The 26,702-nt window shown below is 61.9% G+C and carries 25 protein-coding genes; 10 read left to right on the top strand and 15 right to left on the bottom strand.

The window, feature by feature from the left end; all coding sequences use genetic code 11:
* Nucleotides 1–79: 79 nt before the first annotated feature.
* Together H3221_RS19445 and H3221_RS19440 are read right to left on the bottom strand one after the other, a co-directional pair.
* Nucleotides 80–2,803, bottom strand: a complete 2,724-nt coding sequence (locus H3221_RS19445) for a helix-turn-helix transcriptional regulator (protein WP_196474825.1) — start codon at nt 2,801–2,803, stop codon at nt 80–82.
* Complete coding sequence (locus H3221_RS19440) at nt 2,800–5,514, bottom strand: LuxR C-terminal-related transcriptional regulator (RefSeq protein ID WP_224490689.1); 2,715 nt, start codon at nt 5,512–5,514, stop codon at nt 2,800–2,802. The genes H3221_RS19445 and H3221_RS19440 overlap by 4 nt, the downstream gene beginning before the upstream one ends.
* Nucleotides 5,515–5,678: 164 nt before the next feature.
* On the opposite strand from H3221_RS19440, the gene pabB reads away from it, so the two are divergent.
* Complete coding sequence (pabB, locus tag H3221_RS19435) at nt 5,679–7,037, top strand: aminodeoxychorismate synthase component I (RefSeq protein WP_196474826.1); 1,359 nt, start codon at nt 5,679–5,681, stop codon at nt 7,035–7,037.
* Between the two features lie 52 nt (nt 7,038–7,089).
* Here the strand turns inward: pabB and thrH are convergent, their stop codons facing one another.
* Complete coding sequence (gene thrH, locus H3221_RS19430; RefSeq protein ID WP_196474827.1) at nt 7,090–7,707, bottom strand: bifunctional phosphoserine phosphatase/homoserine phosphotransferase ThrH; 618 nt, start codon at nt 7,705–7,707, stop codon at nt 7,090–7,092.
* A gap of 175 nt (nt 7,708–7,882) precedes the next feature.
* Here thrH and H3221_RS19425 point away from each other — a divergent pair, with 175 nt between their 5' ends.
* Complete coding sequence (locus H3221_RS19425) at nt 7,883–8,503, top strand: phosphoadenosine phosphosulfate reductase domain-containing protein (protein WP_160017976.1); 621 nt, start codon at nt 7,883–7,885, stop codon at nt 8,501–8,503.
* 62 nt (nt 8,504–8,565) lie between these two features.
* Here the strand turns inward: H3221_RS19425 and cysB are convergent, their stop codons facing one another.
* From cysB to H3221_RS19400, 5 genes are all read right to left on the bottom strand, one after another.
* Nucleotides 8,566–9,540: an HTH-type transcriptional regulator CysB gene (cysB, locus tag H3221_RS19420; protein ID WP_017676798.1), complete on the bottom strand. Its 975-nt coding sequence runs from the start codon at nt 9,538–9,540 to the stop codon at nt 8,566–8,568.
* 102 nt (nt 9,541–9,642) lie between these two features.
* On the bottom strand, nt 9,643–10,143 hold the full coding sequence (locus H3221_RS19415) for a universal stress protein (protein WP_160017975.1): 501 nt from the start codon (nt 10,141–10,143) through the stop codon (nt 9,643–9,645).
* Nucleotides 10,144–10,272: 129 nt separating this feature from the next.
* On the bottom strand, nt 10,273–11,178 hold the full coding sequence (locus H3221_RS19410) for a 5'-nucleotidase (RefSeq protein WP_196474828.1): 906 nt from the start codon (nt 11,176–11,178) through the stop codon (nt 10,273–10,275).
* A 2-nt stretch (nt 11,179–11,180) separates the two neighbouring features.
* Nucleotides 11,181–12,137, bottom strand: a complete 957-nt coding sequence (locus H3221_RS19405) for a putative 2-dehydropantoate 2-reductase (protein ID WP_196474829.1) — start codon at nt 12,135–12,137, stop codon at nt 11,181–11,183.
* Nucleotides 12,137–12,523, bottom strand: a complete 387-nt coding sequence (locus tag H3221_RS19400; RefSeq protein WP_196474830.1) for a YbbN family protein — start codon at nt 12,521–12,523, stop codon at nt 12,137–12,139. Before H3221_RS19400 ends, H3221_RS19405 begins: the two co-directional genes overlap by 1 nt.
* On the opposite strand from H3221_RS19400, the gene H3221_RS19395 reads away from it, so the two are divergent.
* Nucleotides 12,522–12,935, top strand: a complete 414-nt coding sequence (locus H3221_RS19395; RefSeq protein ID WP_196474831.1) for a PilZ domain-containing protein — start codon at nt 12,522–12,524, stop codon at nt 12,933–12,935. The two genes, H3221_RS19400 and H3221_RS19395, sit on opposite strands and share 2 nt — an antisense overlap.
* A gap of 204 nt (nt 12,936–13,139) precedes the next feature.
* Nucleotides 13,140–14,216 (top strand): 3-deoxy-7-phosphoheptulonate synthase, encoded by a 1,077-nt coding sequence (locus tag H3221_RS19390; protein WP_072423888.1) that lies wholly within the window; start codon nt 13,140–13,142, stop codon nt 14,214–14,216.
* Nucleotides 14,217–14,313: 97 nt separating this feature from the next.
* Here the strand turns inward: H3221_RS19390 and H3221_RS19385 are convergent, their stop codons facing one another.
* Both H3221_RS19385 and H3221_RS19380 read right to left on the bottom strand, forming a co-directional pair.
* Complete coding sequence (locus H3221_RS19385; RefSeq protein ID WP_100547829.1) at nt 14,314–14,586, bottom strand: GNAT family N-acetyltransferase; 273 nt, start codon at nt 14,584–14,586, stop codon at nt 14,314–14,316.
* A 145-nt stretch (nt 14,587–14,731) separates the two neighbouring features.
* Entirely contained in the window at nt 14,732–16,105 is a 1,374-nt protein-coding gene (locus H3221_RS19380) for a GntP family permease (protein ID WP_196474832.1), read from the bottom strand.
* Nucleotides 16,106–16,375: 270 nt separating this feature from the next.
* Here H3221_RS19380 and oprI point away from each other — a divergent pair, with 270 nt between their 5' ends.
* Entirely contained in the window at nt 16,376–16,627 is a 252-nt protein-coding gene (oprI, locus tag H3221_RS19375; RefSeq protein WP_037003984.1) for an outer membrane lipoprotei OprI, read from the top strand.
* 150 nt (nt 16,628–16,777) lie between these two features.
* Here oprI and H3221_RS19370 read toward each other — a convergent pair whose 3' ends face one another.
* The 3 genes from H3221_RS19370 to H3221_RS19360 form a co-directional block, all read right to left on the bottom strand.
* Nucleotides 16,778–17,734 (bottom strand): L,D-transpeptidase family protein, encoded by a 957-nt coding sequence (locus tag H3221_RS19370; RefSeq protein WP_196474833.1) that lies wholly within the window; start codon nt 17,732–17,734, stop codon nt 16,778–16,780.
* A 71-nt stretch (nt 17,735–17,805) separates the two neighbouring features.
* Nucleotides 17,806–18,087: a hypothetical protein gene (locus tag H3221_RS19365; protein ID WP_192980851.1), complete on the bottom strand. Its 282-nt coding sequence runs from the start codon at nt 18,085–18,087 to the stop codon at nt 17,806–17,808.
* Nucleotides 18,088–18,176: 89 nt separating this feature from the next.
* Nucleotides 18,177–18,782 (bottom strand): arylesterase, encoded by a 606-nt coding sequence (locus tag H3221_RS19360; RefSeq protein ID WP_196474834.1) that lies wholly within the window; start codon nt 18,780–18,782, stop codon nt 18,177–18,179.
* Between the two features lie 11 nt (nt 18,783–18,793).
* Between H3221_RS19360 and H3221_RS19355 the strand changes: the two genes are divergently transcribed.
* The 3 genes from H3221_RS19355 to greB are packed head-to-tail and all read left to right on the top strand — an operon-like array spanning nt 18,794 to nt 22,533.
* Nucleotides 18,794–19,477, top strand: coding sequence for an ABC transporter ATP-binding protein (locus tag H3221_RS19355; protein ID WP_017676786.1), 684 nt, complete (start codon nt 18,794–18,796; stop codon nt 19,475–19,477).
* Nucleotides 19,477–21,981: an ABC transporter permease gene (locus tag H3221_RS19350; protein WP_196474835.1), complete on the top strand. Its 2,505-nt coding sequence runs from the start codon at nt 19,477–19,479 to the stop codon at nt 21,979–21,981. Before H3221_RS19355 ends, H3221_RS19350 begins: the two co-directional genes overlap by 1 nt.
* 54 nt (nt 21,982–22,035) lie before the next feature.
* Nucleotides 22,036–22,533, top strand: a complete 498-nt coding sequence (gene greB / locus H3221_RS19345) for a transcription elongation factor GreB (RefSeq protein ID WP_192980854.1) — start codon at nt 22,036–22,038, stop codon at nt 22,531–22,533.
* Between the two features lie 111 nt (nt 22,534–22,644).
* Here the strand turns inward: greB and H3221_RS19340 are convergent, their stop codons facing one another.
* Entirely contained in the window at nt 22,645–22,953 is a 309-nt protein-coding gene (locus tag H3221_RS19340) for a class I SAM-dependent methyltransferase (protein WP_196474836.1), read from the bottom strand.
* Nucleotides 22,954–23,464: 511 nt separating this feature from the next.
* Here H3221_RS19340 and H3221_RS19335 point away from each other — a divergent pair.
* Nucleotides 23,465–24,418, top strand: coding sequence for a triacylglycerol lipase (locus H3221_RS19335; protein ID WP_196474837.1), 954 nt, complete (start codon nt 23,465–23,467; stop codon nt 24,416–24,418).
* Nucleotides 24,419–24,565: 147 nt separating this feature from the next.
* Nucleotides 24,566–25,591, top strand: coding sequence for a lipase secretion chaperone (locus H3221_RS19330; protein WP_196474838.1), 1,026 nt, complete (start codon nt 24,566–24,568; stop codon nt 25,589–25,591).
* A 3-nt stretch (nt 25,592–25,594) separates the two neighbouring features.
* On the opposite strand, the gene H3221_RS19325 is transcribed toward H3221_RS19330, so the two are convergent.
* Nucleotides 25,595–26,614: an HTH-type transcriptional regulator GntR gene (locus H3221_RS19325; protein WP_196474839.1), complete on the bottom strand. Its 1,020-nt coding sequence runs from the start codon at nt 26,612–26,614 to the stop codon at nt 25,595–25,597.
* Nucleotides 26,615–26,702: the final 88 nt, after the last annotated feature.

Genomic DNA, 26,702 nt, shown 5'->3' with positions numbered 1-26,702 from the left:
CGTAAGGTGCCGCGGCACCTTACGACTCGCTCAATGCAGCGTCGCCAGTTCGCCTTCCCTCCCTCACCTGCACGCCTTCTCATGCCTCGCTCAGCAGTCCCAGGCTCTTGCCTTTGAGCACTGCTTGCGTACGGCTGCGTACACCCAACCTGGAAAACAGGTTATGCAGATGCCATTTGATAGTGGCCTCGGACAAGTGCACCGCCTCGGCGATATCGCGATTCGACAGACCCGCTGCCACGAGCCGTAATATCTCCCGCTCACGATGGCTGACTCCCTGATTTTCCTCGAGGCTTTCAGGATCGATAGCCAACCTGCGGCACTGCTCGCGAAGCATTTCGGCAACGCCCTGCCAGACAGATGCACGCTTGGGCTCGGCGCGGCTCCAGGCATTCCAGAGCGGCAGCAGCCACAGTGCGTCATCCTGAAACAAGCGGCGATAGCCGCATTGCCAGGCCTCTTCGAGCGTCGCTTGCAAAAGCGCGAAGGCTTTTTCGCTGTTACCTTTGCACCAGTAAGCCACCGACAGTAGCAAGCTCAGGTGCAGGCGCCGATCACGCTGGTGATCCGCCCGCTGCTTGGTCAGGCACGCCTCCAGGCTGGCCTGGGCTCTTTCCACCCATTGCTCGCTCAGCGCCAGGCGCGCCTGGCTCAGCGCTAGCGCCGTATGTGCATCGCCATAGCGTTCGATGGGTAGTACCGCGAGATGGCGCTCCAACTGCAGATAGATACGCTGCGCCTCGTTCGGCCTGCGCAGCCACAGCAGGAACTGCACCTTGCAACCCATGGCGATGGCAAATACCCGCTCGTAGCCCGGGCCCTGCAAACCACTCAACCACTCGTCGAGCTCTTCCAGCCCCTGCTCACCGGCACCGGCAAAGAAGCGCGCACGCGCCATGACCAGCTTGCCGCGACTGATCAACTCCACCGGCGTGGCAACATCACGCCAGGTGGTGGCCAGCGGCAGCTCGGCGAGAATCGCAGCGTGCCGATCCTGTTCGTAAAGCAGATCGGCATAGGCCAGCCCGAGCGGACCGCCAACCCGGCTGCGCCGCCCAAACACATGCTCGACCCTTGCCCGTGCGGCCTCGGCCAGGGCGCGACCACGCTCCAGTTCGCCGTACTCCTTGCAGATCAGCGCCTCGATCAAGCTGGCCATCACGTGCAAGTACTCACTTTCGCACTGACGCAGGTTCTCCCGCGCCACGGCAATCGCCTTGGCTGCCTCACCGAACTCACCGAGCAAGGCGAACGCCGCTGCCTGCACGCAAGCCAGGCTGGCGCGAAATACCGACTGATTCTTGGGAACCAGCGCCAGCCAATGACTGGCGACCTTGAGGCAGGCGTCGAGTTTGTCCTGATAAAGCAACACCAGCGCCTTGAGCACCTGAGCGGCAGCCAGCAGTTCGATCAGACCGAAGTGGATGCCCTTGCCACGCCCTTGCGTCAGGCGTGCGCTGACCTCCTCGATCAACGCCTCGGACTCGGCAAATTTCTGTTCGAAGGCCAGCTGCCAGGCATAGAAAATCTGGAACACCGGCTGCTCGTTGATCACCAGCGGTGGAATGTCCTTGAGAATGGCGAGGATGCCGTAGACCCGGTTACCGGCGATCAGACGCGCGCCCTGGCGCTCCAGCAGCTCGGCGGCGAAAGCGTAATCGCGAGCGCGCAGGGCGTATTTGATCGACTTGTCGGCCAGATCATGGTTCTCGCACCAGCGCGCAGCGGCGTGCAACAGATGAACTGGGTCGCCGCGCCTGGCCAAGCGTCCCTGAAGGAAGTCGGCAAACAGGTGGTGATAACGAAACCATTCGCCCTGCTCGTCCAGCGCGATCACGAACAGTTGCTCGGCGTGCAGCCGGCGTAGCATGTCGCGACCGTCCTGGCGCCCAGTCAGCGCGTTGCACAACTCGGCGTTGAATTCGTCGAGGACCGAGGTCTGGTCGAGAAACAGTTGCACGGTTTCCGGCAGGCTGGCCACCACATCTTCGGCCAGATAATCGGCGATGTTGCGTTCGGTCCCTGACAGGCCAGCGAGAAAGGCCGCGCGATTATGCTGGCGCGGCAAGGACAGCGCCGCCAGGTGCAACGCGGTGATCCAGCCTTCCGTGCGCGTATACAGCTGGTTGAGTTCGCTTTCCTCAAGCGCAAGACCTTTGATGGTGCGCAGATACGCCGCCGTTTCCGCGCGCGTCAGACGCAGATCCTCGGCCTTGAGCCAGAACGCCCAGGCACCGAGCAATGGAGGCTCTTCGAGAAAACGCGGTCGATAACGCGTGCTGACCACCAGGCGCACTTGCTTGGGCAGGCGTTCGATCAGATAGCGCGCGCCCTGACCGAGGGATGGATGGCGGATGCGGTGAAAGTCGTCGAGCATCAGATAGAGCGTTTCCGACAGGCCTTTCAGATCATCGAGCAACGCATCTATCACCGCCTCCAGCGGCCAACTGATCTCGCCCTGCAGCAGCGCCGCAGCGTTACCGCCGAAACCGGGACAGACTGCGGTAACCGCCGCAACCAGGTACTGCAGAAACCTCGCGGGTTCGCTGTCGCTTTCATCGCACGACAGCCAGGCGACCCGCGTCCCCTGCCCCTGCAAACGACTGCGCAGCTGGCTGAGGACGGTGCTCTTGCCGAAGCCGGCGGGTGCGCTGAGGACAATCAGGCGCTGCTCGCTGGCGTCCAGCAAACGCTCGAGCAAGGCCACCCGCTCCAGCTGCGGCGCGCCCTCGGCATGGGCGGGATACAGCTTGGTAAGCAGCAGCGGCGCAGCGGCTTGGCACGACAAATTCTGGCTGTTCATGATTCGAGCAGGCTCAGTTCGCGGGCACGGCGGATGGCTTGAGTACGATTACGCACCTTGAGCTTTTCGTAGATGTTGTGCAGGTGCCATTTGACGGTACCCAGGGCCAGCGCCAACTGCTGGCCGATTTCATCATTGGACATGCCCTTGGCGGCCAGACAGACCACCTCGCGCTCGCGCTCGGTCAGCCCCTCCTCCAGAACAACCATGGTGTGAGGCGACTCCTGACCGGGCCAGACGCTCAACAGACTGCGGATGAAAGCCTGCAGCGCCGGCTGGCGTTCGACGGATTCCAACTGTTGCAGCAACTGGCGTATGGCCTCACCTTCCTCGATGAACAGGCTGCGCGCCTCTTCTCGCTCGGCGCTGATCAGGCACTGCACCAGCAGACTCTGCGCACGCTCGCGGTAGCCGAGGCGCTGGTAGCTCAGCGCAGCGAGCAGATCCAGACGCAGCTGATGCAGCCCATGCAGGCCATCCTGCAATTGGCCGCGCAACTGGGTGATCTCATGCAGCGCTTCGCTGAAGTAGCCACGCGCCTGCTGCAGACGAACACGGGTCAGGCCGAGCACCCACGGCACCGGGTTGAAACTGCACTGCGTGTAATACCCCGCCAGCTTGCTCCAATCCACCGATTTAAGACGCTGTTCTGCGCGCTTGCTACGGTCGGCCATCGGCTCCTGCAGAATCAGCGCAATCTCCTCGCCCACGGCCTGCACATAGAAGCGCCAGGAATGGTTGCGCGCCGCCAGGTTCTGCATCAGCACCAGGGTCGCGATCGCTTCTTTGGGCGCGTACTGCTGACGCTGAACCCTCGCCAGGCAAAGCATGGCCTGGGCATACAGGTCAATCGGGTTGATCACATCGACCGTGGCCAGGGCCCAGCGCAGTCGATCCTGCAGACCGTCCAGACGGCCCTGGTGATAGGCGATCAGTGACTCACTGATGGTTGGTAGAACCAGGGCCCGGGACTTCTCACCGAACCAGGGCATCATTCGCGCACGCAACTGCTCGAACAGCAACTGCGCCTGCTTTACCCGCCCCTGCTCCAGACACAGGAGAACGTCCACATTGGCCAACTGCATGTCCAGATAACGGCCTTCGAGGAAATGGTTGCGCTGCTGCGCCAGCGCCAGCAACTTGCGCGCATGCTCGGCCTTGCCAAGCATGACGCTGGCCAAGGCGCCAACGGTGAGGATCGCCACTTCGAGAAACGCAGTATGCTGCCCCAGCTGCGCCTCGATGCGTTGCGCCAGATCGACGCAGGTATCCAGGTCATCCTTCTGCAAGGCGATCACCGCCTTGATCGCCAGAGTTGCCAGCACCTTGTCACTCAACGGCCCGCTCGTGCGCGACTCGGACCAGCGCTCCAGTAGCTCATCGAGCATGCCATTGGCCTCGTTCAGGCCCAGCTCGGCCGCGCGGGTCCAGACATCGGCAAGCACTAACACCGGAAAGCGCGCGGCAATTTCGTCCGGCACATGTTGTCGCCATTTGTAGATGAGGTTGAGCTGTCCGCGATTGATCAGCTCCAGACCGCAACCGTCGAGCAGCGCGGCCAGCATCTCGGCGTCTTCGGCAAGGCAGGCGTGCTCGATGGCCAGGTTCTGCATGTGGTGGGTGGTGAACCACAGACTGGCATTGAAATGCAGCTGCTTGAAACGCTCTGGGTCGCGGTCCTTGAGACGGCTACGGAGAAACTCGGCGAACAGATTATGGAAGCGATACCACTGGCGCTCGCGATCCATGGGCAGGAGAAACAGTTGCATGGCCTCCAGCTCTTCCAGCAATTGCTGGCCATCCTGGCGTGCGGTCAAAGCATTGACCAGCTCGCCACTGAGCTGCTGCGCCACCCCCAGCGCCAACAGCTGTTCCTGGCGCTCGCCAGGCAACTGCTCGAACACCGAGCGCAGCAAGTAATCGCCTACCACATTCTTGTCTGCGCCCAACTCGGCAAGGTGCTCAGCCGGTTGCGGGTGGTTGCGCAGCCACAGGCTGGCCAGATGCACCCCAACCACCCAGCCCTCGGTATGACGGTAAAGCGCGCCAAACGTCTCTGGATCGAGCCGCAGGCCGCTGCGCTCCAGATAACCGCGCGTCTCTTCAGGATTGAGTCTGAGCTCATCACTGCCCAGTTCCAGCAACAATCCCTTGGCCCGTAACGTGGCAAGACTCAGAGCGGGCTGCGAACGGCTGCCGATGGCCAGGGTGAAACTCGGTGGCGCCATCTTGACCAGGCGATTGAGTGCGGCGAGCAATTCGCCATCCTGAATCAGATGCAGGTCGTCGAGCACCAGCAGCAGCGGTTCCGAGCGCTGCGACAGATCCACCAGCAGGCTTTCCATCACAGCCTCGACTGGCACGCGCATGGTATTGCGCAGGTAGCCCAGGGCGTAATCACCCAGGCCGGGCAGTGCGCGACCCAATGCTTCGATCAGTTGCTGGAAGAAACGGACCGGCTCATCATCTGCAGAGCCCAACGATAGCCAGGCAACAGCGCTGCCGGCCTGACGACGCTGTTCGACCAGCCTCGCCAACGCGGTGGTCTTGCCAAAGCCAGCAGGAGCACAAAACAGCACGAGGCGGGCATGTGGGTGGGCCGAAAGCGCGGCTTCCACCTGGGGTCTTGCCAGATAGTCCGCAGATGCCTGGGGCGGCGACAGCTTTGAACGCAACAGGCTTCCAGCGGCAGGGCCGATCACTACATCCATGGCCTGGATTCCTTCATTCATTATTGTTTTGGTACGGCAGTTCAACATCCTGGCACGACTCCATACTAATCAGCCGAGCGCACCGGAGTAAACCTGGCCGAAGCTCTAGGATGAATATCAGCGGCGGACTACAATCGCTCCTTCACCCCATTCGACTGCCACGCATGCCCAGCTGCTATCTGCACCCTCTTCCCTACCGCACCGACCCCAGCGACTACTTCCAGCGCATTCGCCAGGCCCCCGGCGCCGTACTGCTGGATGCCGGACGACCGAGTGCCAAGCGTGGACGCTATGACCTTATGAGCGCCTGGCCATTGGCAGAACTGGCGCCCATGCCCGACGAATCGGCCAACGACTTTCTGCAACGCCTGCGAGGTGCATTACAGAGCCTTGGGCCCGCCGAGGCACCAGAGCAGCAGGAACTGCCATTCGTCGGTGGTTTGATCGGCTACTTGTCTTATGACTTCGGCCGCCGCCTGGAAGTGCTGCCCGAGCAGAGCGTCGATGATCTTGATCTCGAGGATGCCCGTTTCGGTCTCTACGCCTGGGCGCTGATCAGCGATCACCAGCTCGGCACCAGCGGCCTGCTGTTTCACCCGGCGCTGCCGGAGGCAGAGCGTCAGCGCCTGCAGACGCTGTTCGAAGCACCGCATAGCGAGGAACTCACGCCCTTCCGACTGACCCAGCCGTTCCAGGCCGCTATCGATCAGCACCGCTACCTCCAGGCGATCGAGCGCATCCAGGGCTACATCCTCGCTGGCGATTGCTATCAGGTGAATTTCGCCCAGCGCTTTCAGGCGCCGTGCGCGGGCGATCCCTGGGCCGCTTACCTGGCACTGCGCCAGGCCTGCCCCACGCCTTTCTCGGGTTTTCAGAGCCTGGGCGATGGCGACGCCATTCTCAGCCTGTCGCCCGAACGCTTTCTCAAGGTCAGCAACGGTCAGGTGGAAACCCGTCCGATCAAGGGCACTCGGCGCCGCGGCCATGACGCCGATGACGACCAGCTACAGGCGCAAGAGCTGTTGGCGAGCCGCAAGGACCGCGCCGAGAACCTGATGATCGTCGACCTGCTGCGCAACGATCTGGGCCGCAGCTGCCGCATCGGTTCAGTGAAAGTACCGGAGTTGTTCGCCCTGGAGAGCTATCCCAACGTGCATCATCTGGTCAGTTGCGTCACCGCTGAGCTGGCGCCCGGCATGGACGCGCTGGACCTGATCGCCGGTAGTTTCCCCGGCGGCTCCATCACCGGCGCACCAAAGATCCGCGCCATGCAGATCATCGATGAGCTGGAGCCGACACGGCGCGGGCTCTATTGCGGTTCGCTGCTGTATCTCGACGTGCGCGGCGAGATGGACAGCTCCATCGCCATTCGCAGCCTGCTGGTCAAGGATGGCAAGGTCAGTTGCTGGGGTGGCGGCGGCATCGTCGCCGATTCCAACTGGCAGGCCGAGTATCAGGAGTCAATCACCAAGGTGAAAGTGCTGCTGGAAACGTTGGAGCGTTTGCCGGAAACGAACGAATAAGCGACCCCAACGAAAAACGCCGCGAAATCGCGGCGTTTTTCATGCATCGGTGTTACAGACTCAGCTTGCGATTCGACGCCTTGAGGAACTCTTGCCTGAGCGCTTCGAAGGTGTGCACGGCCGGGAATTGCGGGAACTCGCGAATCACGTTTTCCGGCGCATGGAACAGGATGCCGGCATGGGCTTCGCTGAGCATGGTGGTATCGTTGTACGAGTCGCCAGCTGCGATAACGCGGTAGTACAGGCTCTTGAAGGCGATGACCGACTGACGCTTGGGATCTTTCTGACGCAGTTGGTAGCTGACCACGCGATCGTTCTCGTCAGTGATCAGGCGGTGGCATAGCAAAGTCGGGAAACCGAGCTGACGCATCAGCGGCTGGGAGAACTCGTAAAAGGTGTCGGAGAGAATCACCACCTGGAAACGTTCACGCAGCCAGTCAACGAACTCCACGGCGCCATCGAGCGGCTTCAGGGTAGCGATCACGTCCTGGATGTCCTTCAGCTTGAGGCCGTGCTCATCGAGAATGCGCAGGCGTTGCTGCATCAGCACATCGTAATCGGGGATGTCGCGGGTGGTCGCCTTGAGCGACTCGATACCGGTTTTTTCCGCAAAGGCGATCCAGATTTCCGGAACCAGAACACCTTCCAGGTCGAGACACGCGATTTCCACAGGCCACTCCTCGGTTGAGCCAAAAAGGAGCCGGCACTCTAGCCGCTGGGCCTGCGCTGCGCAATGCGCCCTTCTTATAACCATAAGAAAGGATAATAACAGTCTTAGTTATTTAGCCGCATAACCAGCCTTTGCTAACATCGCGCCTTCACGCACATGACCTGGAGTCCTCAACATGGAACTCGACCTGGACGCGCTCAACGCCGAATTCGGCAACCAGCCTGAAAAACTGGTGCAGTGGGCCATCGGACTGGGCAAACCCGCCATCTGCACCACCAACTTCCGCCCGTTCGAAGCGGTGATCCTGCACATGGTCAGCCAGGTCAAACCGGATATCCCGGTGGTCTGGATGGACAGCGGCTACAACACCGAAGCCACCTATCGCTTCGCCGATGAAGTGGCGCGCAAGCTCAATCTCAACCTGATCACCTATCTGCCCAAGCGCTCGCGCGCGCACCGCGAGGCCATCGACGGCCCGGTTCCAGGCCTGGATGATCCGCGCCACGCCGCGTTCACCGAGGAAGTGAAGCTCGAGCCCTTCGCCCGTGCCCTGCGCGAGACCGCACCGAGCGTCTGGTTCACCGCACTGCGTGCCACCGACACCGCAGTGCGCGCGCAAATGGACCCGATCAGCATCAACCCGGACGGCCTGATCAAGGTCGCCCCGCTGCTGCACTGGTCCTCGAAGGACCTGTATCAGTACCTGGTCGCCCACGACCTGCCGAACGAGTTCGATTACTTCGACCCGACCAAGGGTGAAGACAATCGCGAGTGCGGCCTGCACCTGAGCCACTGATCGCTCCCGTGCAGAAACGAAAATGGCGCCCCTTGGGCGCCATTTTTCGTTCCAGTTTTGCTTCAGTGCATCGGTAACTCGACGCCCGCGAACAGCTCTTCGAGTTCGGATTTGTTGTGGCACTGCACCGCCTTGGCGAGCATCTCGCGGGTCAGGTGAGGGGCGAAACGCTCGATGAAATCGCACATGAAGCCACGCAGGAAGGTGCCACGACGAAAACCGATCTTGGTCACGCTGGGCTCGAACAGGTCATCGGCGTCGAGCACCACCAGATCCGGATCGAGCTTGGCGTCGACCGCCATCTTGGCCACGATGCCGACACCCAGGTTCAGGCGCACGTAGGTCTTGATCACGTCGGCGTCGGCGGCGGTGAACACCACCTTGGGCGTCAGACCGCGATGACTGAAGGCTTCGTCCAGTTTCGAGCGCCCGGTAAAACCGAATACGTAAGTAACGATGGGATGCTCGGCCAGGGCTTCGAGGGTCAGCTTCGGCAGCTTGGTCAAGGGATGCCCTTGCGGCACCACCACGCAGCGATTCCAGCGGTAGCAGGGCATCATGATCAGGTCGTTGAACAACTCAAGACCTTCGGTGGCGATGGCGAAGTCGACACTGCCATCGGCAGCCATCTCGGCGATCTGCGTCGGCGTGCCCTGGTGCATGTGCAAGGCGACATCCGGGTACTGCTTGATGAAGGCGCTGATCACCGGCGGCAGAGCGTATCGAGCCTGAGTGTGGGTGGTGGCGATGGACAGCGTGCCCTTTTTCTCGTTGGAGAACTCCTGGGCAATCTGCTTGATGCTTTCGACCTTGCGCAGAATTTCGCCGGCCGTGGTGATGATGCGCTCCCCGGCTGGGGTCACGCGGGTCAGGTGCTTGCCGCTGCGGGCGAAGACTTCCACGCCCAGCTCATCCTCGAGCAAGCGAATCTGCTTGCTGATCCCTGGCTGCGAGGTATACAGGCTCTGAGCAGTAGCCGATACGTTGAGGTCGTGGTGCGCAACTTCCCAGATGTAGCGCAATTGCTGAAGCTTCATAAATTTCCCTCAGAGCAGTAAGGCAGGCCAACAACTGCCAATGCCGTATATAACCATATTATTGGTTTAATCGAACATCCTAGAACGTTTTATTAGCCCTCTTTACAGATCCCCGTGTCCACGGTGTTGCAGCATGGGCACCAGATACACCGGCACCTCCGACAACTGCACGATGCGTGCTGCAGTGCGTCCAAGCGGCACGGCCAATTCCGCGCCGTGGCTATGACTGCCTACGACCAACAGATCCACCCCAAGTTTCTGCGCTTCCTCAAGAATCACCGCAGGCGGATCCCCCTGAAGCACACGCACCGCACGAATCAACTGGAGATCCTGCTGACCATCACCCAGCTCGTCGCGAAACCCTTCCAGCACGCGCTGCTCGATACTGGCCATGACGGTATTGAGTCCATTACGACGCAGCTCTCCAAGGGTGTCCTCGTCCAGGTAGGTCTGCAGAACGGATTCAGCGAACAAACCCATGGGTTCTACCGCGTGCACCACATACAAATCGGCCTTGAAACTGCGACTCATGGCGAGAGCGTGCTGCAGCACGTAGGAGGCATAAAGCCCCAGATCGGTGGCATAGAGTATCGAGCGGATCACGCGGCCTCCTCGACTGCTGGCGCAGGCCCTTGATTGAGCTTAGCAGCGCATCAGACAAAGCAAGATCGGAAGCGTTATTTAGGACGAATGGCTATATGCAGACGTTTGGACGCCTGCACAGGCCCAGGCTCAGGGCAGTAACTCGTTGCTGACGCCATGGGGCACGTGACCGGTCGCCACCACCTGACGGGCTTTTTCGCAGTGCCCGGTCTGGTCATCGAAGAACACATCGGCGGCGAAGGCTTCGAGCACCGCCGACTTGTCCAGCCCGCCGAGGAAGAAGGATTCATCCAGGCGGATATTCCATTCGCGCAGGGTACGAATCACACGCTCATGCGCTGGCGCCGAACGTGCAGTGACCAACGCAGTACGGATCGGGCAGTCTGCTTCGGGGAACTCCTGCTGTAGGCTGTGCAATGCGGCCAGAAAAGGCTTGAAAGGCCCGCCAGGCAAGGCTTGCCGAGCAGCTTCGCGCTCATGATCCTGGAAAGCATTGAGGCCGCCACTCTGGTAGACGCGCTCGGAGTCGTCGGAGAACAGTACGGCATCGCCGTCGAAGGCGATACGCAGTTCGTTGCTGTTCGCTCGCCGCGCGCCACCGGAAAGCAGCGTGGCCGCACCAAAACCGGCTTTCAGCGCGTTGCGCACATCGTCGGCGTGAGTAGACAGAAACAGATGACAGCCAAAGGCCGCCAGATAAGGGTCGGGACTACGACCGCCGACGAAGGCAGCGCGGGATATGCCGAGCCCGTAGTGCTGGATCGAGTTGAACGCGCGCAGCCCGGTATCGGCGCTGTTGCGCGACACCAGGATGACTTCCACGCGCTGCTCGCTGAGCCGCGTGTTCAGTCCAAGCAACTTCTCTACCAGCGGAAAGGCATCGCCCGGCATCAGCACTTCATCTTCATGCTCGATCTGATAGCGGCGATAGGCTTCCACCCCTTCGCTTTCATAGATCTGGTGGCTTTCGCTCAGATCGAACAGCGCTCGCGAAGAGATCGCCAGCACAAGTTTGTCACCTAGCCCCTTACTCATGCTTAAGCCTCCTGGCGAGCCTGAATGAAACGAAGCGCCTGATACAGGGCGCGCACCTTGGGCATTGCGAAACCCACTGCGTCCGCAGCCGCCAGCGGAGCCTCGTAAATGGCATGTAGTTCGGCCGGTCGCCCTTGGGCAAAGTCGTGGTACATGCTTGGCAAGTAATCCGGCATGCGCTGCGTGGCGGCCAGCAATTTGTCCGCATAGCTGTCCGGCATGGCGTAACCCAGCGCCTGAGCGGCCTGCACCACCTCCTGCATCATGTCAGCGATCAGCGCGCGACTGTCGGGATTACCCATCAGGCGCCGCGTATCGGCATCGAGCAGCACCGACAGGCCGTTATAAGGAATGTTCCACACCAGCTTCTGCCAGCGCGTCTGTGCCAGATCGCGCATTGCCGCCGAATCCAGGCCGGTGCTGCGCAGCAGGCTCGCGCCCTCCTCGGCCAGCGCCAGCCTTGCCTCATCGTCGGCCAAAGGCCCGGAGTGATAGGCCAGGTTGATCGCGCCCAGTGCCTGATGCTCGATCACGCCCGGCGCACTGCGGTGAACGCAGATGTAGCAGAGCCCGCCCAACAGATGCAGATCGGCGCTCAACAGCGGACGCAATTCGTCCTCCACCGACAGGCCATTCTGCAACAGCACCACCTTGGCACCGGGCGCTGCAGCCTTGGCGATCAGCGGCGCCAGCTCGCCATTGACCGTGGTCTTGGCACCGACCAGCAGCCAGTCGCACGGCGGCATCTCGTCGACATGCTGGTAGGCCTGTACCGGCGCCAGGCTCAGTGCACCATGTACCGCGCTGTTCAACTGCAGACCATGTTCGACCACCGCGCTGTACTCGCTGCGCAGCAAAAAGTGCACGTCATGACCAGCGCGAGCCAGCAGCATTCCGTAGAAACCGCCAATGGCACCGGTGCCGATGATGCCGATACGCGGCGCAGGGTATTGAGACATCAGGGAAGCTCCTCAGCCGGGCGAAGCAGGGCCTCGCCCATGGCGGTAACCAGATCGGAATGGGTAATAGGTGCGTGCAATGCGCCAAAGAAATGACCGTCCTTGACCAGAAACAGCGCGGGCAAGTGGAATACCTCGTAGCGCGTCACCAATCCCGCGTTATGCCCGGCATCGATCCAGCACAGACGCTCGATGGGTAGCGGCATCCCCGGCAAGGCCTGACGTGCCCAACGGCAGCTGGCACAGCCCGTGCTTGTGAACACCAGCAGTGAGGCACCGGGAAGATCGAGCAGGCGGCGGTCGGCATCCAGATCGGTCAATTCCAATTGCGTCGCTATACTGAATTTATTGATATCAGTTTGCCTGCATTCAAGGTCGGTGTTCATGCGTAAGTTTCTGCGTCATCCAAGCGATATGCCGGTGGAACTGGTACCGCGAAAACAGGCCTGCATTCCCCGGCAGCGGCTGAACAATATCAGCCTGGGTGGGGTCGCATGCAACTCGTCACGCGGCTTTCGCCGTGGCACCTCGGTTGAACTGCGCATCCCGCTACTGGGCGAACAGGCGCGCTACCCCGGCGTAGTGGCCTGGTGCCGGCGCCAGGATACCGATTACCTGGTAGGCATCGCCTTTCTCGATGAAGACACCCTGTTCCGCGCGCGCATGGTCGAGCAGGTCTGCCAGATCCAGCATTACCGACAACAGCTGGAACAGGCGTCAGGCCACCCCATGGCCATCGAACAATGCGCTCAGGACTGGATCGCCAAGCATGCCGCCGAGTTTCCCTATCTCGCCTGAATACGGCGCAGCCCCCAGCAACGAGAGCAATAACCCACCTCATACTGCAACTCTATGAGGCTTATTGAACTTAACGCCCATTGTCGCGCCGCCCCGTACGCGCTAAGGTTCGGCTCCCCCTGCACCAACTAGCTGTGCACCGCCATAGGGGATCGCTGGCGGCCGGCACCCGTGACCTGACGACCTGACCCGATGAATAGCACGATGGCTGATTTACCGATCGACGACCTCAACGTCGCCTCCAATGAAACCCTGATCACCCCCGATCAGCTCAAACGCGAAATCCCCCTGACAGATGCCGCACTGAAGACCGTGGCCCATGGCCGTCAGGTGGTACGCGACATTCTCGACGGCAAGGATCATCGCCTGTTCGTGGTCGTCGGCCCCTGCTCCATCCACGATATCAAGGCCGCTCACGAGTATGCCGAGCGCCTCAAGGTGCTGGCTGCCGAACTGTCCGACAGCCTGTTCCTGGTCATGCGCGTGTACTTCGAGAAGCCGCGTACCACGGTCGGCTGGAAAGGTCTGATCAACGACCCGTACCTGGACGATTCGTTCAAGATCCAGGACGGTCTGCACATCGGCCGCAAACTACTGCGCGACCTCGCGGAAATGGGCCTGCCCACCGCCACCGAGGCGCTCGATCCGATCTCCCCGCAGTACCTGCAGGACCTGATCAGCTGGTCGGCCATCGGCGCACGTACCACCGAATCCCAGACCCACCGGGAAATGGCCTCGGGCTTGTCCTCGGCAGTTGGCTTCAAGAACGGTACCGATGGCGGTCTGACCGTGGCCATCAACGCCCTGCAATCGGTTTCCAGCCCGCACCGCTTCCTCGGCATCAACCAGGAAGGCGGCGTGTCCATCGTCACCACCAAGGGCAACGCCTACGGCCACGTGGTACTGCGCGGCGGCAATGGCAAACCCAACTACGATTCGGTCAGCGTTGCCATTTGTGAGCAGGAACTGACGAAAGCCGGCATTCGCCCGAACATCATGGTCGACTGCAGCCACGCCAACTCCAACAAGGACCCGGCACTGCAGCCGCTGGTTCTGGAGAACGTGGCCAACCAGATTCTCGAAGGCAACAACTCCATCGTTGGCCTGATGGTCGAGAGTCACCTGGGCTGGGGCAGCCAGTCGATTCCGAAGAATCTTTGCGACCTCAAATACGGTGTATCCATCACCGATGCCTGCATCGACTGGGATACCACCGAGAAGAGCCTGCGCAGCATGCACGCCAAGCTCAAGGACGTATTACCCAAGCGCCCTCGCGGCTGAGGACGCAACAGCAATGAAAACGCCGGGCATTGCCCGGCGTTTTTGTATCCGCATTCACACGCAGGGTGGGCTTCAGCCCACCACGCCGAACCGACTCCTACTGGTGACGCGAACGTCGCTCCATGTAGCGCTCGACATACGAGCAGGACGGAATCACCGTGTAGCCCTTGCCTTCGGCATACTGCAGGGCATGCTCGGTCAACGCCGCGGCGATGCCACGACCACGCAGGCCGTTGGGTACAAAGGTGCGATAGATGTCCAGCGTCTGCTTACCCAGATCCATATAGGCCAGATAGGCACGATCACCATCGACGGTCGTCACGAACTGGTGACTCGCCTGGTCATGGTGAATGGACAACCCCTCGCTCATCTTCACTCCTCTAGCCGCAAATCGTTAGCGGCGCGTCAATTCTTACTTCATACCGGTGCTTTGGCAAAAGCGCAAATTCCGGTGCCACTTCCGACCACGCAATTAGCCAAGCTTATCAGCCGCCGGGCTGCCCAGCCACGAGCAATCAGAAGCTCAAGACTGCGATGCAGAGCAAAGCCGCAATCACGGGGACCAGTACAGTGATGACGAAGATGTCCTTGTACGCCTGCTTGTGAGTCAGCCCCATGATCATCAGCATCGCGATCACTGCCCCGCAGTGTGGCAGCGAATCCAGCCCACCAGCGGTGATGTTGGCGATACGGTGCAGCACCTCAGGGTCCACCCCCATCTCCAGATAACGCGGTGCCAGGGTCTGCATGAAAATCTGCAGGCCACCAGACGACGAGCCGACGATGCCCGAGACCACGCTAACCGAGGCGAACACCGACAACAGTGGCGGCAGATCTACCCCCAGTATCCATTGGGCGAACTGAGCGAAACCTGCGGTCTGAGTAACCACACCGCCAAAACCGATCACTGCGGCAGTGTTCAGCAGCGGCATGATCGCATCGTCAGCCCCCTGCCCCAGCAAGCCGACGGTATTACGGCGCAACGCCGAAAACATCAGCACAGCCACCCCGGTAGCGATCACCAAGGCCAGACTGGGCCAGAGAATCGGCTGCGACTGACTGAAAGCCAGCAGCCCACCCAGCGCCCCCTCGCCCGGCACAGCTGCACCAGATAGAGCGAGCAAGCGCGGCAGAAGGATGATCCCCAACACCACGATGATCGGCACCAACGCGATACCCCAGTGTGGCCCGCTTCCGGGCGAACCGGCCAACTGCTGCATACGCTCGTCCTGCGCGTTAGGCTCGAACCCTTCGCCTCGTTCGCGAGCGAGGCGCCATTCGCGCTGCAGATAAGCCATGCCCAGACCAATCATTACCAGCGAGGCGAACAGGCCGATCCAGGCACCTGCGAACAGGTCGGTACCCAGTGCACTGGCTGCGATCACGTTGTGAATCGAAGGTGAGCCAGGCAAGGCCGTCATGGTGAAGGTTCCCGCCCCCAGTGCAGTGGCGGCACAGAACAATCGCTTGGGCAGATTGGCCTCGCGCATCAGGGTAATGCCCAGCGGATACATGGTGAAGATCACCACGAATACCACCACCCCGCCATAGGTGAGAACCGCACACACCAGCATCGCCACCCAGAGCGTTCGTTGCGTACCCAGACCGCGGGTAATGGCCTGAGCAATACTGCTGGCCGCCTGGCTGGCAGCCATGACCTTGCCGAAGATCGCACCACAGAGAAACAGCACGAAGAACTTGCCAGCAAAGGTGAATGCACCCAATGGGCCGAATGGAAAGTGCTCGAGCAGTGCACCTGATACGGCTACGCCATTGGTGAGGGCCACCAGAATCGAACACAGCAACGCAGCGATGAATATGTTCACCCCGCGCAACGCCATGAAGATAAGTAGCGCCAAGCCCAGCAAAAGCCCCAGATTCCCAAGCATCTGCATCCCCTCTTTTATTGTTTTAGTTTCAAAGCCCGGATAGTTATAACAGCTCGTACAACCGCTACACTGTATCGAATGCGTAACTGACTATTTTTTAGCCAGCCCACGCAAATTCTATCCTTCAGCGCCCTGCCCAAAGAAAAAAAACTGCAACTCTTGCCCTGGCTCCGTTTACTTACTAAAAGTAATAGGTAGTATGTACGCCGGCTAATTTCCCGCAGTTGGGGAATTGCTCTTTATGGAAAACTCCACCTCAAGGGGAACACGATGAACAACGTTCTGAAATTCTCTGCTCTGGCTCTGGCCGCAGTTCTGGCTACCGGTTGCAGCAGCATGTCCAAAGAAACCGAAGCGCGTCTGACTGCTACCGAAGACGCAGCTGCTCGTGCTCAAGCCCGTGCTGACGAAGCCTACCGCAAGGCCGATGAAGCTATGGCCGCTGCTCAGAAAGCTCAGCAGACTGCTGACGAAGCTAACGAGCGCGCTCTGCGTATGCTGGAAAAAGCCAGCCGCAAGTAATTGCGACTCGTTTTTTCGAAAGCCGCCCCAGGCAACTGGTGCGGCTTTTTTATTGCCTGCTCGCGCCCTGGCACTCTCGGAACGTCTCGATTGCCAGGCAATAAAAAACCGCGTACACGAATGCAGGCGGTTTTTTGCAACGTCGCTGGATCAGAACGGGTTATCGCTGCTCGCGACTACGTGCTCGGTCTGCGCAGCGATCGGCACCGGCATACCGTCCTCGGCAGCAACCACCTCACGGACCATCTCCCAGTCAAGACGCAGGCCGCTGAGTTCGTCACGTTTGAGCAACGAATTGATCACCGCCGTGTGCTTATCGACAACAGAGGGATCACCCTCGTCATCCAGTGGCGCATGCGCTTCCAGATAAACCTTGCCGCTGCTCACACCAAACTTGTAGGGCTCGTTGATGATGCGCACCGGCGTGCCGACCGGCACCATACCTGCCAAGTCCAGCACGTTGTGATTGAGCATGCGGAAGCAACCGTGGCTGACGCGCATACCGATACCGAACTTCTTGTTCGAGCCATGGATCAGGTAGCCAGGGAACGACAGCGTCATCTTGTAGGGGCCCAACGGATTGTCCGGGCCAGGCGGCACCACGGTGGGCAGGATATCGCCTTCGGCCGCATGCTCCTCACGAATCGACTGAGGCGGATACCAGGCCGGGTTCGGCGTCTTCACGGTCACGCGACCAGTGCCCAGCGGTGAACCCCACCCCTCACGACCGATGCCCAGCGGGAAGGTGTGCACCACATTCTGGCCTTTCGGGAAGTAATACAGACGATATTCGGCCAGGTTGATGACGATACCCTCACGCGGCCCAGGCGGCAGCACGTAACGAGTCGGCAGGATGACCTCGGTACCCTCACCCGGCAGCCAAGGATCGACACCCGGGTTAGCGGCAACCATTTCCAGATAGCCAAGATCATTTGCCGTTCCCAGATCGGCGAAGGTGTCCTCGTACTTGGCCTTGATCACCTGTACCTGGCCCACCACATCCTCGCCTGGCGGCGGCAGTGGAAGTTCGAGTGCCTGTACCGAAGCACTGGAGCACAGTGCGACCAGAGTCAGGCAGCGGTTGACCGCAGAGAAGCGCGACAACATCCGGGATGTCCCTTGAAGAGTTGAGTGATATTGCGGCGATTGTACACCGCCATTCGCAAGCCGGGCAGACGTCAGCCATCCGCCCAATTCGAGCACAAACCCTGACGCTGCGCCTCGAATGCCGCCAGGCAAGCGGGACACAGGCGACGGTCACGCAGCCAGACCTTTTCCAGCGTCCGCCAGCGCGGCTGCGCTGGCAATAAGCCATCGCAAAGCGTGCGATCAGCATGCCCACCCAGACGCAGCTGGCGAGCCACCAGGTGCACGCGCACCTCACGACAGGCGAACAGATCCAGCTGCTCATCCGGCTCGATCAGTTGGTAGGCATAAAGGGACCAGGCGGGACGCGGCATCTGGGGCTCCGTGACAGGTCGGCCACATTAGCTGAAAGGCTTGAGACGGAAAAGCCTGTGCCTGCTCTGTGTACCTCGAAAACAGACACTTACAGCAGAGGTTTGAGCGTCGGCCAGACATTGTCCAGCAACACCGCCTGCGCGGACTCGGTCGGGTGAATACCATCGGCCTGCATCATTCCCGGCACGCCGCCAACACCCTCGAGAAAGAACGGCACCAGCGGCACCTTCTTCTGCTCTGCCAAATCAGCGAAAACCTGGGCGAAAGACGTGGTGTAGCGCGCGCCATAGTTGGGTGGCAAACGCATACCGAGAAGCAGCACATCCGCACCGGCAGACTGCGATTTATCGATCATCGACGCAAGATTCTGTTGCAATTGCGCAGGGGGCTGGCCACGCAGGCCATCGTTGCCTCCCAACTCGATGATGACCAGCTCCGGCTTGTGCTCCGCAAGGAGCGCAGAGAGCCGTGCGGCGCCACCTGCACTGGTATCGCCGCTGATCGAAGCATTGACCACCGCGTGCTCGAAACCCTCTTCATCAAGGCGTTTTTCCAGCAAAGCGACCCATCCCTGGCGGCTATCCAGGCCAAAAGCCGCGCTGATACTATCGCCGACCACAAGCAGGGTGCCTGCAATCGCTCCCTGAGCCCAGAGCGTCAGGGCCAAGGCACCACTCAACCACCATGCACGCATTTGGAATCTCCATGACTTCGAGCATTCTCGCTGCGCGGAACCTTAGCAAAGTGGTCAGCAGCGCGGAAGGCGAGCTGACCATCCTCCATGATCTCGATCTCGAACTGAGCAAAGGCGACAGCCTGGCCATCGTCGGCGCGTCAGGTTCTGGCAAATCCACCCTGCTCGGATTGCTCGCCGGTCTGGACCTGCCCAGTGGCGGTGCCGTATTGCTGGCCGGCAAGAACCTCAGTGAGCTAGATGAAGACCAGCGCGCGCGCCTGCGCGCCGAGCATGTGGGTTTCGTCTTCCAGTCGTTCCAGTTGCTCGACAGCCTCAACGCGCTGGAGAACGTGATGCTGCCGCTGGAGCTGGAAGGTCATGCCGATGCCCGCCAGCGCGCTCGTACGCTGCTCGAACGCGTCGGCCTGGGTCAACGTCTGACGCATTACCCGCGCCAGCTATCCGGTGGCGAGCAACAGCGCGTGGCCATTGCCCGCGCCTTCGCTGCAGAACCGGACGTGCTGTTCGCCGATGAGCCTACCGGCAACCTCGACAGCCACACCGGAGAGCGCATCAGCGACCTGCTCTTTCAGCTCAACCAGGAACGCGGTACCACCCTGGTACTGGTCACCCACGACGAGCGCCTGGCGCACCGCTGCCAGCGCCTGATCCGCCTGGAAGCCGGACACCTGATCGACCGCGTGGAGCCCTGATGAAACGTGTGCCCTTCACTCGCCTGTTTTCGCTCGCGGCCCGCCAACTGCTGCGCGATGCCCGCGCCGGCGAGTTACGGGTACTGTTCTTCGCCTTGCTGGTCGCGGTGGCCGCCAGCAGCGCCATCGGCTATTTCAGCGCGCGCCTGAATGACGCCATGCTGCTGCGTGCCAGCGAGTTTCTCGCCGCTGACCTGCGCCTGAGCGGCAGCTCGCCAGCCAGCCAGGAACAGATAAACGCGGGGCTCAAGCTGGGCCTCGATCACGCACGAGCGGTAGAGTTCTCCAGCGTGGTCGCCGCCCAGGAAGGCATTCAGCTGGCCAGCGTCAAGGCCGCCGACAATCAATACCCGCTGCGCGGCGAGCTGAGAAGCGCTGCCGAACCCTACGCGCCAGAGGAAGTGGGTTCCGGCCCTCGACCAGGGGAGGTCTGGGCAGAAGCGCGCCTGATGGTCGCGTTGAACCTGAAGATTGGCGATGAACTGGAAATAGGCGCCAAACCCCTGCGCTTGAGTCGCGTGCTTACCTACGACCCGGACACTGCTGGCGATTTCTACAGCCTGACGCCGCGCGTGCTGATGCATCTGGACGACCTTGCCGCGACTGAAGTGGTACAACCCGGCAGCCGTGTGCGCTTTCGGGAACTCTGGCGCGGCGATGCCAACGCCCTGGCGGCCTATCGTCAAGCAATCGAAGCCGGCCTGGAACCCAACCAGCGCCTCGACGACGCGCGCGATGGCAATCGCCAGGTCGGCGGCGCCCTCGGCCGCGCCGAGCGCTACTTGAACCTGGCCAGCCTGGCGGCGGTATTGCTTGCAGGCGTCGCCGTGGCCTTGTCGGCTGCACGCTTCGCGGCGAGGCGCTTCGATGCCAGCGCGCTGCTACGCTGCCTCGGGCTGTCACGGCGTGAAGCGTTGGCATTGTTCGGCCTGCAACTGGCACTACTGGGGCTGATCGCCAGCGTAATCGGCGCACTGCTCGGCTGGGCCGGCCAGCACGTTCTCTTCCATTTGCTGCGCGGGCTGATCCCGGATGATCTGCCGCCTGCCGATCTGTGGCCCGCATTGGCCGGCATGGCCACCGGCCTGGTGGCGCTGGCCGGTTTCGCTCTGCCACCGCTGGCCGCGCTCGGCCGCGTGCCACCGCTGCGCGTGCTACGCCGCGATATGCTGCCGGTGCCGGCCAGCTCTTGGCTGGTCTACGGCGCAGCGCTGATCGCGCTGGGTTTGATCATGTGGCGCCTGAGCCTGGATCTGCGTCTGACGCTGGCGCTGCTGGGTGGTGGACTACTCGCCGCATTGCTGCTCGGAGGTCTGTTGCTGCTCGGGTTGCAGAGCCTGCGCCGCCTGCTGCAGCGCGCCGCCCTGCCCTGGCGCCTGGGCCTGGGCCAACTGCTGCGCTACCCGCTGGCTGCAGCCGGGCAAGCGCTGGCGTTCGGTCTGATCCTGCTGGCCATGGCGCTGATCGCCCTGCTGCGTGGCGAATTGCTCGATACCTGGCAGGACCAGTTGCCGGAAGACGCGCCCAATCACTTCGCCCTCAATGTGCTGCCTGCAGAACGCGATGCATTCGCCGCACGCCTGGCCGAGCTGTCGCCGCATCCAGCCCCGCTGTACCCCGTGGTGCCGGGTCGGCTGATCATGATCAACGGTGAGCCGGTGCGCCAACTGGTAACCAAGGAAAGCCGCGGCGAGCGCGCCATCCAGCGCGACCTGAGCCTGACCTGGGCCGAGGCTCTGCCATCTGACAACCTGCTTACCGCAGGCAGTTGGTGGGGCGCTGCGCACGCCAGCGAACTGCCTGGCGTTTCCGTCGAATCCGAACTGGCCGAAAGTCTGCAACTGAAACTCGGCGACCAGCTGCGCTTCAATGTCGGCGGTATCGAACGCGAAGCGCAGGTCACCAGTCTGCGCCAGGTGGATTGGGACAGTTTCCAGCCCAACTTCTACATGATCTTCGAGCCGCAGACCCTGCAGGACCTCCCAGCCACCTACCTGACCAGCTTCTACCTGCCGCCTGGCCAGGACGCAGAGCTGGTAGCCCTCAGCCGCGCCTTCCCCAGCGTGACGCTGCTGCAGGTCGATGCCCTGCTGGCGCAACTGCGCAGCATCCTCGCTCAGGTCACCCTGGCCATCGAGTATGTGCTGCTGTTCGTGCTCGCTGCGGGCATCACCGTGCTCCTCGCCGGGCTGCAGGCGACACTGGACGAGCGCATCCGCCAGGGAGCGCTACTGCGCGCACTGGGCGCCGAACGCAAGCTGCTGATCAGCGCTCGCCGCGCCGAGTTCGGCCTGCTCGGCGCGGCCGCCGGCCTGCTGGCCGCGCTGGGCTGCGAGCTGGTGAGCTTTCTGCTCTATCGCTACGCATTCGACATGAGCTGGCAACCTCACCCATGGTTGCTCCTGCTGCCGCTGATCGGCGCGCTGCTGATCGGCCTGGCCGGCGTGCTTGGCACTCGCCGCGCGCTGAATGCCAGCCCGTTGAGCGTATTGCGCGAAGGCTGAGAACCTGGAGAGGGGTTTGCTAGACTGGCGCCCCTTCCATCTTGTAGAGACACCATGAGCCGCTATCGTCCCCCTCGCCCGGCCGGCACGCCACTGATCACACCCGAAGGCGAAGCGCGCCTGCGCGCCGAGCTTCATGAGTTGTGGCATGTGCGCAGGCCACAGGTGACGCAATCAGTCAGCGAAGCAGCGGCCCAGGGTGATCGCTCGGAGAATGCCGAATACACCTACGGCAAGAAGATGCTGCGTGAGATCGACAGCCGCGTGCGCTTTCTCACCAAGCGCCTGGAGAAGCTCAAGGTCGTCAGCGACAAACCATCCGATCCGAACAAGGTGTACTTCGGCGCCTGGGTCACCATCGAAGACGAGGACGGCGAGCAGTCGCGCTACCGCATCGTCGGCCCCGACGAGCTGGACCTGAAGCAGGGCCTGATCAGCATCGACTCGCCACTGGCCCGCGCCCTGGTCGGCAAGGGGCTGGACGCTGAAGTGCGGGTGCACAGCCCCAGTGGTGAGAAGACCTGCTATATCGTCGAGATCGAGTATCCCTGAGACCTGGCGCTTAGGGTGCGCCGTGCGCACCGCTGGTAAGCAGGCATTCGCTGCACACCAGCGACCACGGGATGTTGTTGGTGCGTTCGGCCTAGACGGCCCCACGACACCCTAGCACCGGGTGATCAGCCCCTGACGCGCCACTCGCACCAGCTCACCGACGGTTTGTGCCACGTCCTCGGCGCTGGGTGCCTGGATCACCGCCAGGTCGAAACTGTCCCGCGCGAAGCGACTCAGCGACTCGCCGTCCTGCACGAACTGGATGCGAAATGCACGCGACCCGGCCCAGCGCTTGGGCCAGCCTTCGAGATAGCGCAACAAGGTGGGTTGATGGCTACCGCCCAGCAGTACGCGCGGATTGCGCAGCAGCAGACCCGATGTGATGGGCGCCAGGCGAATAAGGGGTTGGGGACAGATCATGGTCGAGTCTCCGCCTCGAGAATCCCGCTGGGCAGCGGTGAGAGGCGACACCGAACCAGCGCTTTAGCGGAATTTCAGGCGTTGATGACAACCCCCTGTGGCGCCCCGCAAGTAGCTGTTTAAATCGGCGCAGGGCGCATCCTAGAGAAGCCCACGGCACACTGTCAAGGCGCACCCAACTTCAACCCCAACCTTCGATTGGGCGACACTCGATCCGCGCATTTCCATCCGGTCAAAAGATCCATTCCTGGCCATGGGCGCCCAGCCTGGCCGGATCAACTGCGGCCATCGGCGCGACCCGACGTTTCGGCACGTAACAGAAAATACGCGGCGATATCGACGCCAAGTCGCCAGAAAATCCTGGAAGGCGCCTGGATAGAGCGTTCGCCAGAAACGCAAGGACGATGGCATGTTTCCTGCCGTCGTCCTTGCGCCTTACGCGCCAAGGGATGGGTGCGATCTGTATTGCTGGAAGCAGCCGACTGCCTCAACAAACCCATCGAGAGCACCCATGAAGAACAATAAAACCCTGCTCGCCCTCTGCCTCGGCGCCGGCCTGCTCGCCAGCGGCCAGACCCAGGCATTCTGGTTCGGATCATCCGGCTATACCCAGACCAAATACCCCATCGTCCTCGGCCACGGCATGCTCGGCTTCGACAGTATCCTTGGTGTCGACTACTGGTATGGCATCCCGGCTGCACTGCGCCGTGACGGCGCCAGCGTCTACGTCACCGAAGTCAGCCAGCTGGACACCTCCGAAGCGCGCGGCGAACAATTGCTGCAGCAGGTCGAGGACATCGTCGCCATCAGCGGCAAGGGTAAGGTCAACCTGATCGGCCACAGTCATGGCGGCCCAACCACCCGCTATGTCGCCGCCGTACGCCCGGATCTGGTGGCATCGGTCACCAGCGTCGGCGCACCACACAAGGGGTCGGCCACCGCCGACTTCCTCAAAGGCATCAGCGACGGCCCGGCCGGCCCGGTCGCCACACCGCTGCTGGTGGGCATCGTCAACGGTCTGGGGACGCTGATCAACTTCCTCTCCGGCAGTTCCAGCACCACGCCGCAAAATGCACTGGGCTCGCTGGAGTCGCTCAACAGCGAGGGGGCTGCACGCTTCAATGCCAAGTTCCCACAGGGCATTCCCACCAGCGCCTGCGGTGAAGGTGCCTACAGCGTAGGCGGCGTGCGCTACTACTCCTGGAGTGGGACCAGCCCGCTGACCAACCTGCTCGACCCGAGCGACCTGCTGATGGGCGCCTCGTCGCTGACCTTCGGCAACGAAGCCAACGACGGACTGGTCGGCCGTTGCAGCTCGCGCATGGGGCAGGTGATTCGTGACAACTACCGGATGAACCATCTCGATGAGGTCAACCAGACATTTGGTCTGACCAGCCTGTTCGAGACCGATCCGGTTACCGTCTACCGCCAGCATGCCAACCGCCTGAAGAACGCCGGGCTCTAGACTGCCAAGCCTCGTAGGGTGCGCCGTGCGCACCGAAATGCAAGCGTTACCGACAATCCGGTGCGCACAGCGCACCCTACAGGTATTGCTCCAAGCCCTGGTTCGGATCAGGAGCGATCCCGATCCGACGCCCTACTGGAACCTGCCGTGAAGAAAACCCTGTTCGTCCTGCCGCTATTGATCGCCGCCGGCCTGGCGCTGATGCTTTACCTGCAACCCGCACACCGAACCATTCATCTCACCTCTCCCGCCGATCTGGCTGCGCAGCCTGTAGCGGAGCCGGCTACCGAGGCCGCAACGCCGACTATCGGTGAGACGCGGAAGAAGGCCACCACGCTGGCCCTGCCCCGCTCCTTCGTCGGCACCGAAGTCGACGGCAGCTTTCGCGTGGACGCCGGCGGCAATCTGATCATCAGCGAAGACATCCGCCGCATCTTCGATTACTTCCTCGCCAGCATCGGCGAGGAAAGCCTGAATGCCAGCGTGTCGCGCCTGCGCAACTACATCGACAGCCAGTTGCAGGAACCTGCACGAGCCCACGCGCAGACGCTGCTGGACCAATACCTGAGCTACAAGCGTGAGTTGGTGCTGCTGGAGCGCGACCTGCCGCAAATGGTCGATCTGGATGCCATGCGCCAGCGCGAAAGCGCCGTACAGACGCTGCGCGCGCGTCTGTTCGACAGCGAAACCCACCAGGCCTTCTTCGCCCGCGAGGAAGGCTACAACCGCTTTACCCTGGAGCGCCTGGCCATCCAGCACGACGCCCGAATGAGCGCAGCAGAGAAAGGCGCGGCCGTCGACCGCCTGCGCGCGTCTCTGCCTGAAGAGCTGCAGGACACCGTACTGCCGCAACTGCAGCAGGAACTGCGGCAGCACACCGCCCGCCTGCAGGCCGAAGGCGCCAGTGCGGCGCAGATCCGCCAGATGCGGCAGCAGTTGGTAGGCGCCGAAGCCACCACGCGCCTGGAGGCACTGGATAGCCAGCGGCAGGACTGGCGCAAGCGCCTGGATGACTACATCGCTGCCAAGGCGAAGATTCAGGTCAACGAGGGACTCAGCAGCAGCGACAAGCGCGCGGCGATCGAGGCGCTGGCTGCAGAGCGCTTCGATGAACGTGAACGCCTGCGCCTGGAGGCCGCCGAGCAATTGGCGGCGGCCAACAAGAAGCAGTAGACCTCAGGCGCTGTCGCGCATCACCAGTTCGAAGCCGACGTCGATGCAGTGCTGCTCCGGCGTTTCGCCGCGCATCAGCGCCAGCAGCATGTTCGCCGCCAGCTCACCGACACGACCACGAGTGGTACGCACGGTGCTCAAGGCCGGGTGCATCCAGGCCGCAGCAGGCAAATCGTTGAAACCGGCGATGGCCAGGCGTCCTGGCACGTCCAGGCCCAGCTGACGTGCGCGAAACAGCGCCCCCATGGCCAGGTCGTCGTTGTTGAAGAACACCGCATCAATCTGCGGCTGCTGCGCCAGCAGGCGGTCGAGCAACTCGGCGCCCAAGCCGATGGATGACAACTCCGGCGTCAGCAATTCCAACGCCGGGTCATGGCGATTGAGGTAGCGCATCACCTGACGATAGCCTTCTGCACGCTGCAAGGTGCGTGGGTCAAGCTGCGCAGCGGCGAAGGCAATATGCCGGTAACCACGCTGTACCAGAGCACGGGTCATCGCGGCGCCGGCCTCGACCTGAGAAAAGCCGACGCAGTAATCCTCCGGCTCCTCGCTCAGTTCCATCAGCGTCACCAAGGGGCAACTGCTGGCGCCAAGGATCTCGCGCGCAGCATCGCTGCGCTCGAAGCCCGTGAGCAGCAGACCCGCTGGCTGGTGCGCCAGATAGGAACGCAGCAGGCGCTCATCCTCCTCGACCCGGTAATGACTGACGCCGATCATCATTTCGAAACCAGCCGGCATCAGCACGCGCTGGATGGCCTCCACGGTATCGACGAACACCGAGTTCGACAGCGACGGAATCACCACCGCCACCAGGTTCGAACGCGAACTGGCTAATGCCCGCGCTGCCGGGTTGGGCACGTAACCCAGCGCCTGGGCAGCACGCATCACCTGCTCGCGCAACGCATCGGACACCCGTCCCGGCTGCGACAGCGCGCGCGAGGCGGACATCAACGAACAGCCCGCGGCCTTGGCCACATCGGACAAGGTGACACGTTCTGCGGACCGGCGACGGCGTTGACTCATAGCGCCTCCATTGATTTCAGCGGCCGATTCTACCAGCCCCGCCGGGGAATAAAGCGCGGGACACGCCGCCCGGGGTAACGCCACCATG

It is taken from the genome of Pseudomonas chaetocerotis, assembly GCF_015712105.2.
Taxonomy (GTDB): domain Bacteria; phylum Pseudomonadota; class Gammaproteobacteria; order Pseudomonadales; family Pseudomonadaceae; genus Aquipseudomonas; species Aquipseudomonas chaetocerotis.
The sequence above is the reverse complement of the archived record's forward strand: the minus strand, read 5'-3'. Positions and strand labels throughout refer to the sequence as shown.

Coding starts and splice junctions, on each gene's coding strand:
- H3221_RS19445 (WP_196474825.1), bottom strand. CDS start 2,803: ATGAACAGCCAGAATTTGTCGTGCCAAGCCGCTGCGCCGCTGCTGCTT.
- H3221_RS19440 (WP_224490689.1), bottom strand. CDS start 5,514: ATGGATGTAGTGATCGGCCCTGCCGCTGGAAGCCTGTTGCGTTCAAAG.
- pabB (WP_196474826.1), top strand. CDS start 5,679: ATGCCCAGCTGCTATCTGCACCCTCTTCCCTACCGCACCGACCCCAGC.
- H3221_RS19425 (WP_160017976.1), top strand. CDS start 7,883: ATGGAACTCGACCTGGACGCGCTCAACGCCGAATTCGGCAACCAGCCT.
- cysB (WP_017676798.1), bottom strand. CDS start 9,540: ATGAAGCTTCAGCAATTGCGCTACATCTGGGAAGTTGCGCACCACGAC.
- H3221_RS19410 (WP_196474828.1), bottom strand. CDS start 11,178: ATGAGTAAGGGGCTAGGTGACAAACTTGTGCTGGCGATCTCTTCGCGA.
- H3221_RS19405 (WP_196474829.1), bottom strand. CDS start 12,137: ATGTCTCAATACCCTGCGCCGCGTATCGGCATCATCGGCACCGGTGCC.
- H3221_RS19395 (WP_196474831.1), top strand. CDS start 12,522: ATGCGTAAGTTTCTGCGTCATCCAAGCGATATGCCGGTGGAACTGGTA.
- H3221_RS19400 (WP_196474830.1), bottom strand. CDS start 12,523: ATGAACACCGACCTTGAATGCAGGCAAACTGATATCAATAAATTCAGT.
- H3221_RS19390 (WP_072423888.1), top strand. CDS start 13,140: ATGGCTGATTTACCGATCGACGACCTCAACGTCGCCTCCAATGAAACC.
- H3221_RS19385 (WP_100547829.1), bottom strand. CDS start 14,586: ATGAGCGAGGGGTTGTCCATTCACCATGACCAGGCGAGTCACCAGTTC.
- H3221_RS19380 (WP_196474832.1), bottom strand. CDS start 16,105: ATGCTTGGGAATCTGGGGCTTTTGCTGGGCTTGGCGCTACTTATCTTC.
- oprI (WP_037003984.1), top strand. CDS start 16,376: ATGAACAACGTTCTGAAATTCTCTGCTCTGGCTCTGGCCGCAGTTCTG.
- H3221_RS19370 (WP_196474833.1), bottom strand. CDS start 17,734: ATGTTGTCGCGCTTCTCTGCGGTCAACCGCTGCCTGACTCTGGTCGCA.
- H3221_RS19365 (WP_192980851.1), bottom strand. CDS start 18,087: ATGCCGCGTCCCGCCTGGTCCCTTTATGCCTACCAACTGATCGAGCCG.
- H3221_RS19360 (WP_196474834.1), bottom strand. CDS start 18,782: ATGCGTGCATGGTGGTTGAGTGGTGCCTTGGCCCTGACGCTCTGGGCT.
- H3221_RS19355 (WP_017676786.1), top strand. CDS start 18,794: ATGACTTCGAGCATTCTCGCTGCGCGGAACCTTAGCAAAGTGGTCAGC.
- H3221_RS19350 (WP_196474835.1), top strand. CDS start 19,477: ATGAAACGTGTGCCCTTCACTCGCCTGTTTTCGCTCGCGGCCCGCCAA.
- greB (WP_192980854.1), top strand. CDS start 22,036: ATGAGCCGCTATCGTCCCCCTCGCCCGGCCGGCACGCCACTGATCACA.
- H3221_RS19340 (WP_196474836.1), bottom strand. CDS start 22,953: ATGATCTGTCCCCAACCCCTTATTCGCCTGGCGCCCATCACATCGGGT.
- H3221_RS19335 (WP_196474837.1), top strand. CDS start 23,465: ATGAAGAACAATAAAACCCTGCTCGCCCTCTGCCTCGGCGCCGGCCTG.
- H3221_RS19325 (WP_196474839.1), bottom strand. CDS start 26,614: ATGAGTCAACGCCGTCGCCGGTCCGCAGAACGTGTCACCTTGTCCGAT.